Source organism: Cedecea sp. P7760, from assembly GCF_013386425.1.
Lineage (GTDB): Bacteria > Pseudomonadota > Gammaproteobacteria > Enterobacterales > Enterobacteriaceae > Cedecea > Cedecea selenatireducens.
In genome coordinates, this window is record NZ_JACARU010000016.1 from 1 (window position 1) to 20221 (window position 20221).

A 20221-nucleotide genomic window follows, 5' to 3' on the forward strand; every position below is an offset into this window, starting at 1 on the left:
TCCCGAGACGTTCACCGGTTCGGGGGTGACATGTGAAGCAGGACTGGAGGTGAACGGAACTTTAGCCGATCCTTCATGGAGCATATTTATAGCTAAGAGACGGCGCAGGCAAGAAGAATACCGGGATGATGGCAATCACCCAACCGCAAAAAACTCCTATAAAAAAGTCCACCAATAGGGGCAGCCCATATCGGAGGACTTTTTTAGATTACGCGATAATTTACGCGATGGTCACTTTCTCATTCAGGTAAACATCCTGCACCGCGTTAATCAGCTTCACGCCGTCAACCATCGATTTCTTGAACGCCTTACGCCCCAGAATCAGCCCCATGCCGCCCGCACGTTTGTTAATAACCGCCGTACGCACCGCATCCGCCAGGTCGTTTTCACCGCCTGCAGCACCGCCGGAGTTGATAAGGCCCGCGCGACCCATATAGCAGTTGGCCAGCTGGTAGCGCACCAGGTCGATGGGGTTATCGGTGGTCAGCTTGCTGTAAACTTTTTCATCGGTATAGCCAAAGTTCACCGCTTTATAGCCGCCGTTATTCTCCGCCATTTTCTGCTTCACGATATCGGCTCCGATAGTCGCCGCAAGGTGGTTCGCCTGGCCGGTTAAGTCAGCGCTGACGTGGTAATCCACCCCGTCCTTTTTGAAGGCAGAGTTACGCAGATAGGCCCAAAGCACGGTCACCAGACCGAGTTCGTGCGCACGCTCGAAGGCGGCGGAGATCTCTTCAATCTGACGGCGGGATTCAGGTGAGCCAAAATAAATGGTCGCGCCAACCGCCACAGCACCCATATTGAAGGCCTGCTCAACGCTGGCATACAGCGTCTGGTCGTAGGTGGTCGGGTAGCTCAGCGTTTCGTTGTGGTTCAGCTTCACCAGGAACGGAATGCGGTGGGCATAGCGGCGTGAAACCGAAGCCAGTACGCCATAGGTGGAGGCCACGCAGTTACAGCCCGCCTCGATGGCCAGCTCAACGATATTTTTGGGATCGAAGTACAGCGGATTCGTGGCAAACGACGCGCCCGCCGAGTGCTCAACGCCCTGATCCACGGGAAGAATAGAGAGGTAACCGGTACCGGCCAGACGCCCGGTATTGTAAAGCGTCTGCATGTTTCGCAGCACCGCAGGCGGGCGGTTATTGTCGACCATTACCCTGTCAACGTAGTCCGAGCCGGGCAGATAAAGCTGATCTGCCGGAATAGTCATACAACGATGCTGTAACAAGCCGTCGGCATCTTTGCCAAGCAACTGCGCAATATCAGTCATAATACGCTCCCGTAAGGGCAGCGAGCACCCTGCCCGCTGCGCATGAATAATCCTGTTCTGCCGGGTCAAAAAACCGGGCAGCACTAAGCCTGGTACCCAAGGCGCGGATTCGCCAGTTCAGGCGCACTTTTGCACCCTTTCCAGGAGTAAAGCCAGGTGGCCACCCCGGCTATTTTTGCAAGGGCGATCATAGAATCGACTCAAAGGTATTTAAAAGGTATTATTCATTGGTATGGTTAAGGCACACCCTACACCTGTCATGAAGGTCCTGAGCATGAAACGTACAACGATTAGCCTTTCGTTCATGATGTTTATCGAATGGTTTATCTGGGGCGCCTGGTTTGTGCCCCTGTGGCTGTTCCTCAACAAAAGTGGTTTTACCGCCGGTGAAATCGGCTGGTCCTACGCCTGCACCGCCATCGCTGCTATTTTGTCGCCTATCCTGGTTGGCTCGCTGACCGACCGCTTCTTTGCCGCCCAGAAAGTGCTGGCGCTGCTGATGTTCGTCGGCGCCGGGCTGATGTATCTGGCCGCGCAGCAAACGGAGTTTGTCTACTTCTTCCCGTTGCTGCTGGCCTACTCGCTGACCTATATGCCGACCATTGCGCTCACCAACAGCATCGCGTTTTCCAACGTTGACGACGTGGAACGTGACTTCCCGCGTATTCGCGTGATGGGCACCATCGGCTGGATTGCCTCAGGGATCGTGTGCGGTTTCCTGCCACAGATGATGGGCTTCAGCGATATTTCTCCGACCAACGTGCCGCTGTTGATTACCGCTATCAGCTCGGTTGTTTTAGGCGTGTTCGCCTTCTTCTTGCCAGATACGCCGCCAAAAAGTACCGGTAAATTAAGCCTGAAGGTGATGCTGGGCCTCGACGCGCTGGTGCTGCTCAAAGACAAAAATTTCCTGGTCTTCTTCTTCTGTTCGTTCCTGTTTGCTATGCCGCTGGCGTTTTACTACATCTTTGCCAACGGCTACCTGACCGAAGTCGGCATGCACAACGCCACCGGCTGGATGACCCTCGGCCAGTTCTCCGAAATCTTCTTTATGCTGGCGCTGCCGTTCTTCACCAAGCGTTTTGGTATTAAAAAGGTCTTGCTGCTTGGTCTGGTCACGGCGGCCATTCGCTACGGCTTCTTTGTTTACGGCGACGCGTCACACCTGTTCACCTACGGCCTGCTGTTCCTCGGCATCCTGCTGCACGGCGTGAGCTACGACTTCTACTACGTCACCGCCTACATTTACGTAGACAAGAAATCACCGGTGTACATGCGCACCGCGGCGCAGGGGCTGATCACCCTTTGCTGCCAGGGCTTCGGTAGTCTGCTGGGCTACAGCCTCGGCGGCAAAATGATGGAAAAAATGTTTGCTTACTCCTCGCCGGTGAACGGCCAGACCTTTAACTGGGCGGGGATGTGGGGCTTTGGCGCGATAATGATTGCCGTCATCGCCGTGCTGTTCATGGTCTTCTTCCGCGAGTCGGACAAAGAGATTGCTACCATCGCCGTTGCCGGGGATGAATCTGAAAAAGTATTGAAGGAAGCGTAAAAATGGAAAATCGTATTCTGGGAGCCTTTTACGGCCAGATGTTAGGTGATGCAATGGGCATGCCGTCCGAACTTTGGCCGCGCTCGCGCGTGAAGGCGCACTTCGGCTGGATAGACCGGTTCCTGCCTGGCCCGGCAGAAAACAACGCCGCCTGTTACTTTGCCCGCGCTAAGTTTACCGATGATACCTCGATGGCGCTGGCGCTGGCGGATGCCATCATCGAGCACCACGGCGCGATAAACCCGGACGCCATCGGCCGCCATATTCTGGCCTGGGCCGAAGGGTTCGATGCGTTTAACAAAAACGTGCTCGGCCCGACGTCGAAAATAGCCCTGAATGCGATTAAACAAGGCACGCCGGTGAGCGAGCTGGAAAACAATGGCGTCACCAACGGCGCGGCAATGCGTGCCTCCCCGCTGGGCTGTATGTTGCCTACGGCCAATCTCGATCAGTTTGTAGCCGAAGTGGCGCTGGCCTCAAGCCCAACGCACAAGTCGGACTTAGCCATCGCCGGTGCGGTGGTGATTTCCTGGGCAATTTCCCGCGCGATTGACGGCGCAAGCTGGCAGACAATTTGCGATGAACTGCCTTCCGTTGCCCGCCACGCGCAGGAAAAACGGATCACGACGTTTAGCGCTTCCCTCGCGGCACGCCTGGAATTAGCGCTGAGTGTGGCAAGAAAAGCACGCGGTACCGAATCCGCCATGGAGGAGATTTACCAACTGGTCGGCACCGGCACCAGCACGGTTGAGTCCGTACCGGCCGCCATCGCGATGGTCGAACTGGCGAAAACTGACCCTAACCGCTGCGCGATCCTGTGCGCAAACCTCGGGGGAGATACCGACACCATTGGCGCTATGGCAACCGCCATCTGTGGCGCCCTTAACGGCGTGGAAAGCATCGACCCGGCGTTAAAGCAGGAGCTGGATGAAGAGAACCAGCTCGACTTCACGCGCTACAGCCGAATCTTTATGGCTTACCGCCAGCAAAGAGAGGCCAGTCATGAAGCCAAATGAGCTGCTAAGCAAGCTGCCCCGGCTTAACGCTCAGCGCCCGGTTTGCGTGCTCGGTTCGGCGGTGATTGACGTCATCGCCGACGCCTACGCCCTGCCGTGGCGGGGCTGTGATATTGAGCTGCACCAGCAGGGGGTGAACATCGGCGGCTGCGCGCTGAACATCGCCATTACGCTGTCGCGCCTGGGCATAACCTCGCAGAACGCGCTGCCGATTGGCCAGGGTACCTGGGCCGACATTATTCGCAACAGCCTCGAAAAACAGCAAATCCGTAGCGAAATTCATACCGATGCGGGGGATAACGGCTGGTGCCTGGCGCTGGTTGAGCCCGACGGAGAACGTACCTTTATGTCTTTTCGCGGCGTGGAGCATCAGTGGAATCAGGCCTGGCTTGATGCCCTGGTTATCTCGCCCGGCACGCTGCTGTCGCTTTCCGGCTACCAGCTCGCCGGGCCGGGCGCTGAACTACTCGTCCGCTGGCTGGAATCACTTCGCGACATCACGCCGTTTATCGACTTTGGCCCGCGCATTGCCGATATTGCCCAGCCGCTGCTGGCGAGGATCATGGCCTGCAGGCCGATTGTTTCGCTGAATCGCCAGGAAGCCGCCATCGTTGCGGAGTGGCTTGAGGTTGATCCTGACAATATCGAAGCTATCTGCCACGCCTGGCTGGCCCGCTACGCCAGCCCGCTGATCGTTAGGTTAGATAAAGAAGGCGCCTGGTTCGCCGACGGCAAACAAATGGGCATCGCCGCACCGTTCCCGACCATCGTCGTCGATACTATCGGTGCGGGCGACAGCCACGCGGGCGGCACGCTGGCAGGCCTGGCGGCAGGCTGGAGTCTGGAAGAAGCGGTTAGCCTGGGTAATGCGGTTGCCAGCTATGTGGTTGGCCATCGCGGAGGCGACTGCGCGCCTGAACTCGAGCAGCTCGAACAGTCCCTACTCTTCGCAGACGAAAACGTATAAATCGCTGCGGCAGTGGCTGATGCTGTACTCAATGGGCCGGTTTTGCGGATCGAACGCCACCTGTTTGATGACCAAAACCGGCACCGGCGTTTCCAGCTTGATATGCGTCTGGAATTCGCTGTCCGGCATTCTGGCGCTGACCCTGCTGCGCGTGCGCTGCGGAATAATATTCTGGCTGCGGAAGTAGTCGTACAGCGAGACGCCAATCTCATCCGGATCGGCAATTAAGCCTGTCGGCACGTAAGACTCCTCGATAGACACCGCATCTTCGTCCACATAGCGAATACGCTTGAGTAAAAAGACTTCGCTTTCCGCCGGGATCGCCAGCTGCTCCGCAACGTCCGCCGGGCATTTCACCACCCGCTTGTTAACCCACAGCGTGTCCGGCTTTTTGCCCCGCAGCACCACCTGCTGCGAAAACCCTCGGGCCTCTTTCAGCGAATACTCAAGCGTCGCATTAATTTGCGTGCCATAGCCGCGCGAACGCGTCACCACGCCCTCATCTTCCAGCGCCTGCATCGCCTTGCGCACCGTAATCCGTGAAACCCCGGTAAGCTGGCTGAGGTCGCGCTCGCCCGGCAGGATATTGCCCTGAGGCAGTTGACCAGAGCGCACGGCGTTTTTCACCGTTTCGACAAATTTAAGGTACAGAGGGACGTTATCCGGGGCGGCAAAGCGCTGTTTTAGCTGTTCAACTAACTGGTGATGGGCCTGTTCCATGGTACGCAATTGTCCGGCAAGGAAGATGAAGCCAGTATAGTACCATTGGTATTATGCTGGCTAAAAACTTCTCGCTTAACCGACAGTTACCACCATTCGTGGAAATGATGCACCGGGCCAATGCCGTGCCCGACTTCGAGAGAATCGGCCTGCGCCAGCGCTTTGGACAGCCAGACTTTTGCAGCGGCTACGGTTTGCGCCCAGTCGTCATGACGAGGGCGTAGCGCAGCCAGCGCGGCAGATAAAGTACAGCCGGTGCCGTGGGTGTTTTTCGTCTGTACACGAGGCGCGGTAAAACGCTGCACATCATGGCGGGTGAAGAGCCAGTCCGGGCTTTCCTCATCATCCAGGTGCCCGCCCTTCATCAACACCGCCTCGCAGCCCATCGCCAGCAGGGCTTCACCCTGTTCGCGCATCTCTTTTTCGCTGCGCGCGTGAGGTGCATCCAGCAGCGCCGCGGCCTCCGGGAGATTAGGCGTAATCAACGCAACGTGCGGTAACAGCCTGCGGCGTAAGCTTTCTATCGCAGATGGGGCCAGCAGCGAATCACCGCTTTTCGCCAGCATCACCGTGTCCAGCACCACGTTCGGTGCCTTGTAAAACGCCAGACGTTCCGCGACGGCCTCAACAATATCGGCCTCTGCCAGCATGCCAATTTTTGTGGTGTCTATACGCACATCGCTGAGTACCGAATCGAGCTGCGCCGCCACAAACGCAGGCTCGATGCGGTAAACGGACTGCACGCCACGGGTGTTTTGCGCCACCAGCGCGGTGATCACGCTCGTGCCGTAAGCGCCGAGCGCGGAGAAGGTTTTCAGATCGGCCTGGATCCCCGCGCCGCCGCTTGGATCGGTTCCGGCGATGGTCAGAGCATTAATTCGCTTCATGCCAGCACCTCCGCATTCAGATGATAAAGCGCGTCGAGGAAAGCGGGCGTAAAGCTTCCCGGCCCGCGGCTGGCAGCGATGGCCTGCTCACCGGCCAGCGACATAAAACGGCAGGCGCTGGCAACGTTGTCCAGCCTGTCGCCCGGTAAAGCACAACAAGCAGCAACCACGGCGGAAAGTGCGCAACCGGTGCCGACTACGCGCGTCATAAGCTCTCCGCCGCCGTTAACGGCAAGCGTTCTCTCTCCGTCTGTGACGTAATCAATTTCGCCGGTCACGGCAATCACCGCCCCGGTTTCCCGCGCCAGCGTTTGCGCTGCCGGAATAGCAGAAAGCGCATCGTCGGTGCTGTCCACGCCGCGCCCTCCGGCCTGCTCCCCCGCTAACGCCAGGATTTCAGAGGCGTTGCCACGAATAGCGGCCGGTTTGAGTTGAATTATCTCGCGAGCAAAACGTGTGCGGAAAGCAAGACCTCCGACAGCGACCGGGTCGAGCGCCCATGGCGTTCCGGCATTATTGGCGGCATGAATGGCAGCCAGCATTGCAGCTGCACGCTCTGAAGTCAGCGTGCCGATGTTGATCAGCAGCGCGCTCGCCAGCCCGCTGAACTGCGCCGCTTCTTCGGCCTCAATCACCATGGCCGGGGCAGCGCCCAGCGCCAGCAGCACGTTGGCGGTAAAGGTTTGCACCACGTCATTGGTCATGCAGTGAACCAGCGGAGAATGCTGACGGAGTTGGTGTAAAACAGAGGCGGCAGTCGCGCCGGGTAGCAGGTCAGGTTGCATCAAGGTAAGGCTCCTGTCCGGCGTGAAAGAAGGGATACCGGACAGGCATCTGACTTCCCTACGCTGGCATTATCCAGATCAGGTGGTACGGGTATTTCTCAGCCTTCACAAGGAAGGGCACCCCGAGTCATTTAAATCAATGTGTTGTGATTAACTCTACAGGTTAACCACGCTAAGAATGATGCCAGCCCCCCTTGTTTTAAACAAGCCCGAAACTTGTTCCGAGGCAACATTTACTTCGCTAAAACCGCTGCTAAGCTCTATTTCAGCGCCTTTGCAAAGGTGCGTTTATGGCAGTCTGGGCCTTTCGCCCGGCAGGGATGTTCAAAATCATAGTGGTTAGATAAAACAATATGAAATATATCATTTTGCTCATCATTATTATTTCAGTGGCCTATGTGCATTATCGCGGCCGGGTTCGCTTTCGCTTCTGGCGGCAGCTGTCGGACCACTCTACGTTTACCGCCCCGCTCAACGGCTTTATGTACCTCTTTTCCCGAGTACCGAATACGCCTTACTTAACGCCGGAAACGTTTCCCGAACTCGTCACTTTACGTGATAACTGGGAGGTTATTCGCGAAGAAGGTATTCACCTGCAAAAGCTGGAGCAGATAAAAGCCGCCGACAAATTTAACGATGCCGGCTTTAACTCCTTCTTTAAAACCGGCTGGAAACGCTTTTACCTGAAGTGGTATGAAAACGCCCACCCGTCGGCCAGCCTGCTGTGCCCAAAAACTACCGAACTGCTGCATGCGATTCCGTCCATCAAGGCCGCGATGTTCGCCACCCTGCCCGACGGCAGCCGCCTGCCGCGTCACCGCGACCCGTACGCCGGTTCGCTGCGTTTCCACCTGGGGCTGGCAACCCCCAATGACGATCGCTGCTTTATTGAAGTGGACGGCAAGCGTTATAGCTGGCGAGATGGCGAAGGCGTGCTGTTTGACGAGACCTATATTCACTACGCGGAAAATACCAGCGGTGAGAATCGCCTGATCCTGTTTTGCGATGTGGAAAGACCGATGCGTTACCGCTGGGCCCAGGCGGTCAATCACTGGCTGGGACGCAATTTGATGAGCGCCGCGTCGGCGCCTAACGATGAAAATGACCGCATCGGCGGCATTAACCGCGCGTTCCGTTACATCTATCAGATTCGTATCGTCGGCAAGAAGCTCAAAAGCTGGAATAAGACGGTGTACTACATCGTTAAATGGCTGCTGTTTGGCGGGATTGCGGTGCTTATCTGGCGGGCGTTTTAATCAAAGCGTAAGGCCCCATAATTGAGGCCTTACGTTAAACGAGTTACCGCAACTGACGCTGCAGGCGGCGCGTATCAAAGCTCAGGGAGGTCGCCCCCAGCGCTGAGATTTGCAGCAGGCCCGAAGCAATCATCAGGTTCTTCAGGAAGTGCAGCAGGGTGTTCTGGTCGGCAAAGTTGTGGTGGAAAAACACCGCTGTTGCTACGGTGAACACGGCAAGCAAGGCCGCAATCAACCGCGTACGGTAACCCACCAGCAGCAGAACGCCGCCTCCCACCTCAGCCGCCAGGGCAATAAGATACCCGAGTAACGGGAACGGCAGCCCTACCGAGGCAATATAGCCCTGCGTCGCCTCAGGCGTAGCAATTTTCCCCAATCCGCTGACGATAAAAATCGCAGCAATCACGATGCGACCCAAGGTCGCGAAGTTAGTAGCGTATCTGTCCATCCGGATTTCCCGTTAAGTTGATTGATGCGCGTTGTCGCTATCAGGACAGCGCGGCAATCTGGCCTTTGGCATCGGCGAGCGCGGCATTTTTCGCGTCATCGCCACGGCTTAAGTTTTCAGCGCGGATAATCGTCACGTCGGTCAGGCCTATGAAGCCCAGAACCGCTTTCAGATAAGACTCCTGATGCTCCAGGAAGGCCGCCGGGCTGTCGCCGGTGTACTGACCACCGCGTGAAGAGGCGATGAACACTTTTTTGCCTTTTGGCAGCAGGCCTTCCGGGCCATTGGCGCCGTACTGGAAGGTACGCCCGGCCACGCAAACGCGGTCAATCCACGCCTTGAGCTGGGAAGGAATGGAGAAGTTGTACATCGGCACGCCAATAACAATCACGTCGGCAGCGAACAGATCGTCGATGAACGCCCCCCCGGCGGCCAGGTCTTCGCCCAGCGCCGCGTCGGTCACTTCAGCCCCCTGGAAAGCGGCAATGTGTTTATCCGACAGGTGCTGAGCCGGGGCCTGAACCAGGTCCCGGTAAATCACGGTCGCGCCGGGGTGCAGCGTTTTCTGGCGGGCAACAATCTCCGCCGACAGCTGGCGGCTGACGGAATAACCGCCCAGAACACTGGTATCAATATGCAGAATAGTCGACATGGTTTTGGCCTCAGAAATAGAGCTTTGTTTAGGGGATAAGCGCGTAAAAAGTTTTTTAAAAGCCGTTAACATAGCGGAGCTCAATCTTCAGGATTCGCTGAACATGGCAGTCACTATGCCACCGCCTTATCCACCCGAATAGCCGTTATATTTCGATGCAACCCATCGACCCAGCCGATACATCATCGCCGATGACAAAGCCAACGCGAGGCGCTATATTGCGCTTCACCCCTTCACAGTCAGGCAGGAATCACAATGCTGGACGGTATTTCGCTGGACCAACTTCGCACGTTTATTGCCGCCGTCGACGAAGGCAGCTTTTCCGCGGCCGCCCGCAAAATGTATCGGGCCCAGTCGGTGATAAGCGATTTGATCAGGGGGCTGGAGGCGCAAATTGGCGTGCAGCTGTTCGACCGTTCTGGCCGGTATCCGAAGCTCACGCCCGAGGGTGAAGTACTGCTGGCCGACGCCCGTGGCATTGTCTCTCGCGTTGATTTTATGAAGGCCCGCGCACGGGGCATGTCGTCAGGGCTGGAATCGGAACTCTCGGTGGTGGTGGACGTTTTCTTTCCGCTGGAGGCAATGACTTCGGCGGCAAAAGCTTTCCGCGAACAGTTTCCTGGCACGCCGCTGCGCCTGTTTGTTGAGGCGCTTGGCGGCGGCTATAAGCCCGTGCTTAACGGCAGCGCGGGCATTGGCATTCTCGGTTCACTGCCGGATATGCCCGCATCGTTAACCGGAGAGCGCCTGACCGGGGTCTCGCTGGTAATGGTCGCCGCTCCCGACCATCCGCTGGCACAGTTCGAAGGCATCGTGCCAAAGTCAGAACTGACCAAACACGTACAGCTGGTGCTGACCGACCGCTCCGAACTTTCCAAAGGCAAAGAGTTTGGCGTGATGTCCCCTTCCACCTGGCGACTGGGCGATCTGCTGGCCAAACACGCCTTTTTGCTCGACGGCCTGGGCTGGGGCAGCATGCCGTCACACGTTGTGGAGCGGGATATCAGCGAAGGACGGCTGGTGCGGTTGAACATTGAGGACGTACCGCCGGGCGGCCTCGCGCTGCCGATGTTTGGCGTCTACCCCATTGCCTCTCCGCCAGGCCCGGCCGGACGCTGGCTGATAGAGCGGCTTAAAAACCTCTGCCCGGCTAAGCTGGCCGCCAGCCGGCTTAAAGACTAGCGGCGAACGATCGGCCGGTGGGCCCCCTTTGGTAACCAGAAAAATTCCTGCCGCCCCGTTCCAAACATCATGAGATCGATTATCATTCCCTTCCTAAATTTTCCCGTTCTGAAGGTCATCCATGTTCACAGTGTTTACCGCCAAAGCTCGCTGGCTGCTCGCTGCCGTTGCGTTGCTGAGCTGTGCTGCCCAGGCCGCACCGATTGTTGTTACCGACGTAGCGGGTCGGGAAGTTACGCTGCCGCATCCGGCCAAACGCGTGATGCTGGCGGATGCACGAGCCCTGCTAGCGCTCAACATTATTCATCCGAAGGATCCGCTGGAAAATATTATTGCCTGGGATAACTCGCTGAAAACCAAAGCGCCTGACCTGGCGGATGCCTACGCGAGAAAATTCCCGCAGGTGAGTAAAATCACGATGTTTGAAAATCCGTACTACACGGATTTCAGCGTCGAAAAAGCGGTTACCTTACAGCCTGATCTGATCATTTTTGACATCGGCGTGCTGGCTAAGCTGAAGAACAGCGGCGTGCTGAGCCAGCTGGAAAAAGTCGGCATTCCGGTACTGATTATCGACTTCCGCCAGCAGCCGCTGACCAATACCCTGCCGAGCATCGAGCTGCTGGGCAAAGTGTTTGATGAGCAGAAAAACGCGGACGCCTTTATTCAGCACTACCAGCAGCGGATGAACCTGGTGCGCGAGCGTGTGGCCACGCTGAAACCAGAGCAGCGTCCGAGCGTGTTTATTGAGCGTGCGGCAGGTATTCGCGGCGATGAATGCTGCCAGACCTTCGGTAAAGGCAGTTACGGCCAGTTTATTGATACCGCCGGCGGCAACAACGTGGGCAGCAAACTGTTCCCGGAAATGAGCGGCCAGGTAAATACCGAGCAGGTTATCACCAGCAACCCGGACTTCTACCTGATGACCGGTGCCGACTGGAACCGTGGCAACCGCGCGCCTAAAGCGGTACCGCTGGGTTATATGGCCGACAAAGCCGTGGCCGAGCAAAAGCTTAAAGGGCTAATGAACCGCACCGGGATTAACGTGCTGACGGCAGTCAAAGAGAAACGCGTCATGGCGATTTACCACCAGTTCTATGACTCCCCGCTGAACTATATTGCGGTAGAAACTATCGCTAAGTTCCTGCACCCGGACCTGTTCAAGGACATCGATCCGCAGGCCGACATCGAGCAGGTTCACAAACAGTTTACCGCCCTGGACTACAGCGGCGTTTTCTGGGTTACCCCATAAATCAAAAACATGCCGGGCTGAATCAACAGCTCGGTTTTTTTTGCTTACTTTTTGCCTTATTCCGAATTATTCCGCAACAAAACTATTTACTTGAAAATAATTATCATTAAGATTGTCATTTCCAAAAAAACTGATAACAACAACCCCATATTCTATAGGAATGATGATGCGCCCCCTTTTTCGTGTCTCTCTCCTGGCAAGCGCGATAGCATTTGCGCTGCCAGCTCTCGCTGCTGACAAAACCCAAACAGATAAAGATGCCGCAGAAAAACCTGCTGACGACATTACCGTGGTCGGCAACTGGCTGGATAATCCTGACACCAGCACCGTGCTGCTTAACCACCCAGGCGCACGCTCAATCGTCACCGAGCAGCAGCTTCGTGAGCAAGGCTCAGAGACGCTTGCCGATGCGCTGAAGGGCATTCCAGGCGTCCAGGTCCGTGACAGCAACGGTACCGGCGGCAGCGACATTTCTCTCAACGTGGGCATTCGTGGCCTGACCTCTCGCCTGTCTCCACGTTCCACTATCCTGATGGACGGCGTTCCGCTGGCGGTTGCGCCATACGGCCAGCCACAGCTTTCCATGGCGCCATTGGGCACGGGCAATATTCAATCCATTGACGTGGTTCGCGGCGGCGGCGCAGTGCGTTATGGACCGCAAAACGTGGGCGGCGTGATTAACTTCGTTACCCGCGACATTCCAAAAGAGTTCGGCGGCACCGTTAGCGCGCAGACTCAGGGCGCCAGCCACGGCGGTCTGAAGACGCTGACCAGCGCGTCCGTGGGCGGCACGGCGGATAACGGCTTTGGTGCAGAGCTGCTTTACTCCGGTCTGCACGGCCAGGGCTACCGCGAGAGCAACGACAATACCGACATCGACGACTTCATGCTGAAGACGAAATATAACTTCACCGATCGCGATGAGCTGCAGGCTAACTTCCACTACTATGAAGCGCAGTCCGGCATGCCGGGCGGCCTGACTACCGCGCAGTATGCGCAGGATCCTTTCCAGTCTGACCGCCGCTGGGACCGTTTTGAAGGCCGCCGCAAGGACATGTCCTTCAAATACAAACACACCGAAGACGACAAAAAGCTGGAAGTCCTGACCTACTTCACCGACAGCTACCGCAGCAGCGACCTGGAGTACTTCAAGGGCAACAAACGCACGCTGAACTCCGCGCCGCGTAACTACTCGACCTGGGCGATTGAGCCAACCTATTCCCAGCTGTTCCGCTTCTGGGATATGTCTCACGAGGTCACCCTGGGCTACCGCTACCTGAACGAAACGTCGGACGAGAAGGGTTACCGCACGCCAAAAGCGTATGACCCGGCGACAACCTTCACCAAACCGGACATGAGCGAGTACTACCAGCACAGCTCCGGCGGTACCGCGGCTAACGCCTTCTATATTGATGATGCGATTAACGTCAGCAACTGGACGATTACGCCGGGCCTGCGCTATGAAAGCATCAAAACGCACACCAGTGATTCCTTCCAGAACATCGACCGCGAGAAGACCTACAGCGAGCCGCTGCCTTCTATTAGCGTGATGTACCATATGTCTGACGCCTGGAAACTGTTCGCCAACGCCAGCACTTCCTTCGGCAGCATGCAGTACTTCCAGCTGACCCGTGGCGGCAGCGGCAACCAGCCGGCAGCGGGCCTGACCCCGGAAAAAGCGCATACCTATGAGTTCGGTACCCGCTATGACGATACATCGCTGAAAGCCGAAGCAACGCTGTTCTACATCGACTTCAACGATCAGCTGCAGTACATCAACAATATCGTGGGCTGGACGAACCTCGGCGCGACCAAGCATCAGGGTCTCGAACTGGCGCTGAATTACGACCTGAGCGAAGTAAACCGTGCGCTGGACGGCGTGAGCGTGTACACCACCTACACCTATACCAAAGCCACTAGCAACAAAGGCGACTTCGCCGGTAAAGACCTGCCGTTCTACTCTCGTCAGGTTTACACCGTGGGTACGCGCTACGCGACCGGAAACTGGGTGTGGAATCTGGACAGCTTTGCTCAGTCTAAACAGAGCTCTCCGGGTACCGGGCCGAACTACATCACCGACGAAAGCGCGGACGGGCAGTTTGGTAACATCGCAGGTTATATGGTGTGGAATATGCGCGGCGAGTACGACTTCGGGCCGTCGCTGTCTCACCTGAAGCTGGGTGCCGGGATTAAAAACCTGTTCGATCAGCGTTATTACACGCGTTCAAACGACAATAACTCCGGTAAATACGTAGGCGAACCGCGCACCTTCTTCGTGCAGGGTTCTCTGGCGTTCTGATAAAGACCCTCACCCTAACCCTCTCCCTGGAAGGGAGAGGGGATTAATAGGTACGACGCTCTCACGCTTTGGTGGGAGGGGAAAACTACTCCAGATCCCCGCCGTTGCTGGCAATCACCTTCTTATACCAGTGGAACGACTTCTTCGGCGTACGCGCCAGCGTCCCCTTTCCTTCATCATCACGGTCAACGTACACAAAACCGTAGCGCTTGCTCATTTCGCCGGTTGAAGCCGACACCAGGTCAATACAGCCCCACGAGGTGTAGCCCATGACCGGAATACCGTCCTCAATTGCCTCGCCCATCGCTTTAATGTGCTCGCGCAGATAGCTGATGCGGTAGTCGTCGTTGATTTCCCCTTTCGCATTCACTTCATCCTTCGCGCCCAGCCCGTTTTCCACCAGGAACAGCGGCTTCTGATAGCGGTCGTACATCATGTTCATGGTGATGCGCAGGCCGAGCGGGTCAATGCCCCAGCCCCACTGGCTGAAGGTAATGTGCGGGTTTTTGAGCGATTTAATGATGTTCGCCGGATTGGTGTTGCCCTCGTTCATGTCTGCCGAAGCGCAGCGTGAGGCGTAATAGCTGAAGGAGACAAAATCGACGGTGTTCTTCAGGATTTCGTTGTCGCCAGGCTCGGTGACAATCTCAATGCCTTTCTCACGGAACATGCGCGCGGCATAGGCCGGATAAGCCCCACGCGCCTGCACGTCAATAAAGAACAGGTTCTCGCGATCTTTCTCCAGCGCCGCCCAAACGTCTTCGGGTTTGCAGCTGTACGGATAGAAATTACCGCCCGCCAGCATGCAGCCAACCTGGTTTTGCGGGTTAACTTCGTGCGCAATTTTGGTGACCAGCGCGCTGGCGACCAGCTCATGGTGCGCGGCCTGGTACATCACCTGCTCTTTGTTATCACCTGCCTCAAACACCAGCCCGGCGCCGGAAAACGGGCTGTGCAGCATGATGTTGATTTCGTTGAAGGTGAGCCAGTATTTCACCAGGCCGTCGAACGCTTCAAAGCAGGTGCGCGCGTAGCGGCTGAAAAACTCCACCATTTTACGGTTACGCCATGAGCCGTATTCCTGCACCAGATGCATCGGCACGTCGAAGTGGCACAGCGTGACCAGCGGTTCGATATTGTGCTTTTTGCACTCGGCGAACATATCACGGTAAAACGCGATGCCTTCCGCATTCGGCGTGGTTTCATCACCTTTAGGGAAAATACGGCTCCACGCGATAGAGGTGCGGAAAACGGTAAACCCCATTTCAGCCATCAGCGCGATGTCGTCTTTGTAGCGATGGTAAAAATCTATGGCCTGGTGGCTGGGGTAGAACTCATCGGCGCGCAGCTCAAAGCGCTTGTCCACCCCGAGTTTAACCCCAAGGCGGTTTTCGCCATGCGGGATCATGTCGACGGTACTCAGCCCCTTCCCGCCTGCCTGATACGCGCCTTCAGCCTGATTAGCCGCAATAGCGCCGCCCCATAAAAATCCTTTTGGAAAAGCTGTCTCAGCCATTTTTACCTCTGTTTAAAGTGTTTTTACTGCATTATCTGGTGGTACAAATGCCGCGCTGCTGCCCTGCTCTTTTGCTTTAGCGTCCTCAACGGGAATGTCTTCAAACCCAAGAATAAGCGTAGTAATAAACGAGAGCACCACGGCCAGAATCATTACCGCCACAACCCAAACGATGCTCATCGGGTTGGCCGGGTCAAAAAACTGCACGCTGGTGAAAAGCCCCGGAGAGGCCATGGAATGGCTGGCAAGGCCGCCGATACCGGCTACGGCACCGCAAATAAAGCCGCTAATCAGGCAGGCAATCAGCGGGCGTTTCAGCCGCACCGCCACGCCGTAAAGTGCGGGTTCAGAAATACCGGCCACAATTGCCGACGCGGCGGCAGCAAGCGCTGTCTGACGCAGTTCCGGGTTTTTAGTCCGCCAGGCAACGGCCAAAGAGGAGCCGCCGAGCGACAGGTTGGCACCAATTTCAGACGGCATAACCATACCTTCTTTGCCGGTTTCAGCGATGGTCTGGATAATCGTCGGCGTAAACACGCGGTGCATACCCGTCATCACCAGCAGCGGCCATATCGCGCCCATAATGGCAACGGAAAGCCAGCCCAGGTAGCCGTGCACGGTATACACCAGCGAAGAAATCCCGCTACCGATCCAGATCCCTAAAGGCCCAATCAGTAAAATCGCTATCGGGGCGGAAACCAACACGATCAGCATCGGCTTAAGGAAGTTTTTGGTCACCGCAGGCGTAATATGGTCAATCCATCGTTCGATGTACGACAGCAGCCAGGTCATCACCAACGCGGGAATAACGGTATAGGTGTACTTCACGGCAGTCACGGGAATACCCATAAAATCAACCGCCTGCCCCTGCGCCGCTTTTGCCATCAGGTCAATAAATGCCGGATGCACCAGCACCCCGGCGATAGCAATCGCCAGCGACATATTGGTTTTAAACTTCACGGCGGCGGAAGCCGCCACCATCACCGGCAGGAAGAAGAAAGCGCCGTCGCCGATGAGGTTCAGAATAATCAACGTGGAGGAGGTCTTTTCAAACAGCCCGGTCATCGCGAGAATCATCGCCAGCAGCTTCACCATTGAGCCGCCGATAATGGCCGGGATAAGCGGAGACATGGTGCCAATCAGCGCGTCCAGAATACCGGCCCCGATACGTTTCAGGGTCAGCTTGCCTTTTGCCCCTGCCTGCGGCCTGTCTCCGGCCCCTTCCGGCAAATGCTTCAGCACTTCGGCGTAGGCCTGAGAAACCGTATTACCGATGATGACCTGGCACTGCTGGTCGTTCTTTACCACGCCCAGCACGCCGGAAATCGCCTTCAGCCTGGCGCTATCGACGCTCGCGTCGTCCCGCAAAACAAAGCGCAACCGCGTCATGCAGTGGGTCACCGCCACCACGTTTTCCGCCCCGCCTAAAGCCTCGACAATCTGTCGGGATACTGCCTCGTACTTGTTCGCCATGAGGTGAAACTCTCTTGTTATGATTTCGTAGGTAACCGGTTCCACATAATCATGTTTAGTTAAAAATCAGATCACAACGATTATTTTTTTGGCGATCAAATTTTGTGATTCATGTCGAAATACAGCCTACGCTGCGTCCCGACGGTGAAATGTGTAAAATGGTCAGAAATGACGAACTTACGGGAAGCCCTCATGTCGACAATGCAGGAAGTGGCGAAAAAAGCAGGCGTGTCAAAGGCGACCGTTTCGCGCGTGCTGTCCGGGAAAGGCTACGTGAGCGAGGCCACCAAAACGCAGGTTTACCAGGCGATTCAGGAAACGGGCTACCGGCCAAACCTGCTGGCGCGTAACCTGGCGACCAGCAAATCAGGCTACATTGGCCTGGTGGTGACCAACACCTTGTACAGCGGGAATTATTTTAGCGAACTGCTTTCCCAGGCCGCGCTAAAGCTGGAGGCCAGCGGGCGGCAGCTGATCCTCGCCGACGGGAAACACAGCGCCCACGAAGAGCAGGCGGCGGTGCAGTTCCTGCTCGATTTACACTGCGATGCGGTAATCGTTTATCCCCGTTTTCTCAGCGTGGACGAGATGGACGAGCTGATTGAACGGCACAGGCAGCCGATCATGGTGATGAACCGTAAGCTGCGCAAACACCAAAGCCACTGTATTTGCTGCGATCATAAAGGCTCCAGCTTCAACGCCACGCGTTATCTGATTGAGCAGGGCCACCGGGACATTGCTTTTATTACCGGCGTGCTTGATTCTCCGACGGCAAGAGAGCGCCTTGCTGGCTACCGCGAGGCGCTTGAACAGGCGGGGCTGCCGGTGCGAGAAGCACTGATTGCCACCGGGAAATGGACGCCCGCCAGCGGCGCTTCTGGCGTTGAACACCTGCTCTCCACGAAGCAGCGCTTCAGCGCCCTGGTCGCCAGCAACGATGAGATGGCTATCGGCGCCATCAGCAGGCTCGGTCAGGCTGGCCTGTCGGTGCCAGGCGATGTTTCCGTTATCGGCTTTGATAATGTCCCGACCGGGGCTTTTCTCTCCCCCCCGCTGTCGAGCGTGAAAGAGCCGGTGAGCGAGATGATCCATGAGGTAATTAACCGCCTGACGGCGATGCTGGACGGAGGGTATTTTTCAAAAGATAACTTGTACAGTTCAGAGATGATCGTGCGCGAATCCGTAGGGAAAGGTCCTTATTTTCAGCAAAAATGAGTCAAAGAAAAAGGAGCGAAATTCGCTCCTTTTGATCATTTAAACACGGCTACCTGACACTGCCTCCACCGCAAAAGCCGCGATTTGCCCATCCTGCTCTTTGGTGGCGCCCGACACGCCAATAGCGCCGATAACCACGCCCTCAGCGTTTCGCAGCGGGATACCGCCGGCAATGCCCACCAGCCCGCCGTTGCTGTTCTCGAGCGAATAGGCAGGGCCGTTCGGATGCAAATTCATGCCCACGTCTTCGCTGTTGGCCTGGAACAACACCGCCGTACGCGCTTTGCGCATGGCGATATCAATGGTGGCCAGGAAAGTCCCGTCCATACGGGCAAAGGCCGTTAGATGGCCGCCGCCGTCCAGCACCACGGCTGAAACGGGTGGAAAGCGGTGAGTTTCTACCGCCGTTTTTACGCTGGCGAGCAGCGTTTCTGCAAGAGCTAAACTGACCGTCACGATAGAAACCTCAATGGGCTAACGGGGGATGTTTTTTGGCGTCCATAACCGCCCAGGTGTGAATAAGCAGGCCGAAGACCGCCAGAATCGCACCGACCCAGCCGGTGGACTCCCAGCCAAACCCGGCTGAAATAGTCACCCCGCCAAGCCAGGCGCCCAGCGCGTTGGCAATGTTAAACGCCGAGTGGTTCATCGCTGCCGCCATGGTTTGCGCATCACCGGCAACGTCCATCAGGCGAATTTGCAGCACCGAGGAGAGCGACACCATGGTGCCCACCAGCATCACGGTTACCGCACCAAGCCACGGATAATGCGAGGTATAAACGTATGCGCTGAGCACCAGGATCGCCCAAATCAGCAGCAGGCGAACGGTTTTCTCCAGCCCGCGATCCGCCAGGCGACCGCCGACAATATTGCCGACTATCATACCCAGGCCAAACATCGACAGGATCACCGGGATCATGCCCACCGACTGGTGCGCCAGCTCCAGCATCGTTGGCTTGACGTAGCTGAAGACGGAGAACATCCCGCCGCTGCCAATGGCGCCGATAGCCAGCGTCAGCAGTACCTGCTTACGGGTCAGCGCGGTCAGCTCACGCAGCGGACTGGCATCTTTATCCCCGGCACGCCAGGGAACCCAGGCCCACACCAGAATCAGCGTCAATACGGCAAGACCACCCACGATAGCAAACGCGCTGCGCCAGCCGAACAGCTGCCCGATGGCCGCCACCGCCGGTACGCCCAGTAAATTGGCGATTGTCAGGCCCAGCAGCACCATCGACACCGCCTGCGCACGCTTCGAACGTTCAACAAGGCTTGCCGCCAGCAATGCTGCCACGCCAAAGAACGTGCCGTGCGGGAAACCGGCCAGAAAACGCGCCAGCATCATCGAGTAGTACCCGGGCGCAAAAGCACTCAGCAGGTTGCCGACGGCGAACATTGCCATCAAGGCAATAAGAAAATCTCGCCGCGCCATGCGTGCGCCAAGCACAGCCAGTAGCGGAGCACCGACCACCACGCCCAGCGCGTAAATGCTGATCAGGTGGCCCGCAGAAGGAATGGAAACGTGCAGCCCGTTAGCGGCATCGGGCAGCAATCCCATGATAACGAATTCGCCGGTACCGATGGCGAAGCCGCCCATGCCGAGCGCGAACAGCGCTTTCAGCAGCCCCGAACGCGACAGGGAAACCGTATCGGCCCTTCGTTCCTGGGCCTGTTCATTAAGTGATGACATAGTTTTTTAACTTGTGCAGGTGAACAACAAAATACGCC

The 20221-nt window shown here is 56.8% G+C and carries 18 protein-coding genes and 1 riboswitch; of the genes, 8 read left to right on the forward strand and 10 right to left on the reverse strand.

Going from position 1 to position 20221, the window contains the following annotated elements:
- Window positions 1-220 precede the first annotated feature (220 nt).
- Entirely contained in the window at window positions 221-1273 is a 1053-nt protein-coding gene (gene fbaB, locus HX778_RS07275; RefSeq protein ID WP_038481182.1) for a class I fructose-bisphosphate aldolase, read from the reverse strand.
- A gap of 259 nt (window positions 1274-1532) precedes the next feature.
- Between fbaB and HX778_RS07280 the strand changes: the two genes are divergently transcribed.
- Genes HX778_RS07280 through HX778_RS07290 form a run of 3 tightly spaced genes read left to right on the forward strand, consistent with a single transcriptional unit; the run spans window position 1533 to window position 4808 of the window.
- Entirely contained in the window at window positions 1533-2825 is a 1293-nt protein-coding gene (locus tag HX778_RS07280; RefSeq protein ID WP_176981646.1) for a nucleoside permease, read from the forward strand.
- Window positions 2826-2827: 2 nt separating this feature from the next.
- Entirely contained in the window at window positions 2828-3841 is a 1014-nt protein-coding gene (locus HX778_RS07285; RefSeq protein ID WP_176981628.1) for an ADP-ribosylglycohydrolase family protein, read from the forward strand.
- Window positions 3828-4808 carry a PfkB family carbohydrate kinase gene (locus HX778_RS07290; protein WP_176981629.1) on the forward strand — a complete coding sequence of 327 codons (981 nt, stop codon included), beginning with the start codon at window positions 3828-3830 and terminating at the stop codon, window positions 4806-4808. The genes HX778_RS07285 and HX778_RS07290 overlap by 14 nt, the downstream gene beginning before the upstream one ends.
- On the opposite strand, the gene HX778_RS07295 is transcribed toward HX778_RS07290, so the two are convergent.
- From HX778_RS07295 to thiM, 3 genes are all read right to left on the reverse strand, one after another.
- Window positions 4782-5528, reverse strand: a complete 747-nt coding sequence (locus tag HX778_RS07295; protein ID WP_176981630.1) for a GntR family transcriptional regulator — start codon at window positions 5526-5528, stop codon at window positions 4782-4784. The genes HX778_RS07290 and HX778_RS07295 overlap by 27 nt on opposite strands.
- A gap of 86 nt (window positions 5529-5614) precedes the next feature.
- A complete protein-coding gene (gene thiD / locus HX778_RS07300; protein ID WP_176981631.1) occupies window positions 5615-6415 on the reverse strand; it encodes a bifunctional hydroxymethylpyrimidine kinase/phosphomethylpyrimidine kinase in 801 nt (266 codons plus the stop codon).
- Window positions 6412-7200, reverse strand: a complete 789-nt coding sequence (gene thiM / locus HX778_RS07305; protein ID WP_176981632.1) for a hydroxyethylthiazole kinase — start codon at window positions 7198-7200, stop codon at window positions 6412-6414. The genes thiD and thiM overlap by 4 nt, the downstream gene beginning before the upstream one ends.
- A gap of 38 nt (window positions 7201-7238) precedes the next feature.
- Window positions 7239-7335: riboswitch (TPP riboswitch) on the reverse strand.
- A gap of 218 nt (window positions 7336-7553) precedes the next feature.
- Here thiM and lpxO point away from each other — a divergent pair.
- A complete protein-coding gene (gene lpxO / locus HX778_RS07310; RefSeq protein ID WP_038481175.1) occupies window positions 7554-8456 on the forward strand; it encodes a lipid A hydroxylase LpxO in 903 nt (300 codons plus the stop codon).
- 43 nt (window positions 8457-8499) lie between these two features.
- On the opposite strand, the gene HX778_RS07315 is transcribed toward lpxO, so the two are convergent.
- Together HX778_RS07315 and HX778_RS07320 are read right to left on the reverse strand one after the other, a co-directional pair.
- Window positions 8500-8904, reverse strand: a complete 405-nt coding sequence (locus HX778_RS07315; RefSeq protein WP_038481174.1) for a DoxX family protein — start codon at window positions 8902-8904, stop codon at window positions 8500-8502.
- A gap of 40 nt (window positions 8905-8944) precedes the next feature.
- A complete protein-coding gene (locus tag HX778_RS07320) occupies window positions 8945-9556 on the reverse strand; it encodes an FMN-dependent NADH-azoreductase (protein WP_326979621.1) in 612 nt (203 codons plus the stop codon).
- Between the two features lie 255 nt (window positions 9557-9811).
- On the opposite strand from HX778_RS07320, the gene HX778_RS07325 reads away from it, so the two are divergent.
- The 3 genes from HX778_RS07325 to HX778_RS07335 all read left to right on the forward strand — a co-directional run bounded on the left by HX778_RS07325 (window position 9812) and on the right by HX778_RS07335 (window position 14289).
- Window positions 9812-10738, forward strand: coding sequence for a LysR family transcriptional regulator (locus HX778_RS07325; RefSeq protein WP_038481170.1), 927 nt, complete (start codon window positions 9812-9814; stop codon window positions 10736-10738).
- Window positions 10739-10859: 121 nt separating this feature from the next.
- Window positions 10860-11990 carry an ABC transporter substrate-binding protein gene (locus HX778_RS07330; protein WP_176981633.1) on the forward strand — a complete coding sequence of 377 codons (1131 nt, stop codon included), beginning with the start codon at window positions 10860-10862 and terminating at the stop codon, window positions 11988-11990.
- Window positions 11991-12156: 166 nt separating this feature from the next.
- The gene (locus HX778_RS07335; protein ID WP_176981634.1) at window positions 12157-14289 is read left to right on the forward strand and encodes a TonB-dependent siderophore receptor; all 2133 of its coding nucleotides are present in this window, start codon (window positions 12157-12159) and stop codon (window positions 14287-14289) included.
- A gap of 85 nt (window positions 14290-14374) precedes the next feature.
- On the opposite strand, the gene HX778_RS07340 is transcribed toward HX778_RS07335, so the two are convergent.
- Window positions 14375-15805 carry a 6-phospho-beta-glucosidase gene (locus HX778_RS07340; RefSeq protein WP_038481167.1) on the reverse strand — a complete coding sequence of 477 codons (1431 nt, stop codon included), beginning with the start codon at window positions 15803-15805 and terminating at the stop codon, window positions 14375-14377.
- A 12-nt stretch (window positions 15806-15817) separates the two neighbouring features.
- Complete coding sequence (ascF, locus tag HX778_RS07345) at window positions 15818-17278, reverse strand: PTS cellobiose/arbutin/salicin transporter subunit IIBC (protein WP_176981635.1); 1461 nt, start codon at window positions 17276-17278, stop codon at window positions 15818-15820.
- Window positions 17279-17446: 168 nt separating this feature from the next.
- On the opposite strand from ascF, the gene HX778_RS07350 reads away from it, so the two are divergent.
- A complete protein-coding gene (locus HX778_RS07350; RefSeq protein ID WP_255483359.1) occupies window positions 17447-18493 on the forward strand; it encodes a LacI family DNA-binding transcriptional regulator in 1047 nt (348 codons plus the stop codon).
- Window positions 18494-18532: 39 nt separating this feature from the next.
- Here the strand turns inward: HX778_RS07350 and HX778_RS07355 are convergent, their stop codons facing one another.
- Both HX778_RS07355 and HX778_RS07360 read right to left on the reverse strand, forming a co-directional pair.
- Window positions 18533-18949: a heme-binding protein gene (locus HX778_RS07355; protein WP_176981636.1), complete on the reverse strand. Its 417-nt coding sequence runs from the start codon at window positions 18947-18949 to the stop codon at window positions 18533-18535.
- A 10-nt stretch (window positions 18950-18959) separates the two neighbouring features.
- Window positions 18960-20183 (reverse strand): MFS transporter, encoded by a 1224-nt coding sequence (locus HX778_RS07360; RefSeq protein WP_176981637.1) that lies wholly within the window; start codon window positions 20181-20183, stop codon window positions 18960-18962.
- Between the last annotated feature and the right edge of the window lie 38 nt (window positions 20184-20221).